At 38.1% G+C, this 732-nt stretch carries 1 protein-coding gene and 1 pseudogene; both read right to left on the reverse strand.

Annotated features, from left to right (window positions below):
- Window positions 1-352: pseudogene (locus BAQ49_RS18610) on the reverse strand (DUF4176 domain-containing protein); the annotation flags it as partial.
- A 1-nt stretch (window position 353) separates the two neighbouring features.
- Window positions 354-641: a TIGR04197 family type VII secretion effector gene (locus tag BAQ49_RS18615; protein ID WP_071746599.1), complete on the reverse strand. Its 288-nt coding sequence runs from the start codon at window positions 639-641 to the stop codon at window positions 354-356.
- Window positions 642-732: the final 91 nt, after the last annotated feature.

Here is a 732-nt window from a genome sequence, read left to right on the forward strand (position 1 = left end):
CGTCCAATTCCACAACGGTACCTAGCGGCAAAATTTCGCTATAACACGCATCAATCAAACCCATCAAACGTAAAAATTGAGAAAATGGAATGTCTAATTGCGTTTCTAATCGTTCAAAACGAATTGTCTCATTCGGATAATCAAATGTCACTGAGAATTTTGCACCGATTCTTGGCTTGTTTTCAAAGACATCTTCTTGATTTCGAAACGCCTTGTAAACCTCACGAAAAAGGGAAGGCTGATTCCCCAGCAAGTTACCCATTTGTAATAGTTCGTCAGTAATCTCTAAATCTAATGTTTTGTCATTTTGTAAAACAACTTCTAAAAGCTCTCGTTTGTTATATTCGACCATATTATTTGAACCTCACTGTGTTTTGTTGGATTACATTCGCCATTTTAGCATCTTCATCGACAATTTTGTCCGCGACGGCTTTCATTTTGCCTGTGTCAGCAGAAGATACTCCTTTAAATGCTTCTAAAGTTGTTCCGGCTTTCTCTACTAAATTTTGAAAACCCGTCAACCGAGATAGATTATTCTTGGTAATTTTCGGTGAGGGAACTTTCTCTATCCGATTAACTGCGCTCTCTGCATTTGTGACTGCTCCGGTAAATTTCCCCTTATCTATACCTATTTTTCCCATTGGTATTTTCTCCTTTTTTTATAACATAGCACGCAAACCGCTAATACTTGCTGAAATGCTCGCAATAGCGTCACCTATTATAGACTGATCC

Source organism: Bacillus proteolyticus (assembly GCF_001884065.1).
GTDB lineage: Bacteria > Bacillota > Bacilli > Bacillales > Bacillaceae_G > Bacillus_A > Bacillus_A proteolyticus.

Bases quoted from the DNA above. Each gene is read 5' to 3' on its own strand.
- BAQ49_RS18615 (WP_071746599.1), bottom strand. From the start codon at position 641: ATGGGAAAAATAGGTATAGATAAGGGGAAATTTACCGGAGCAGTCACA.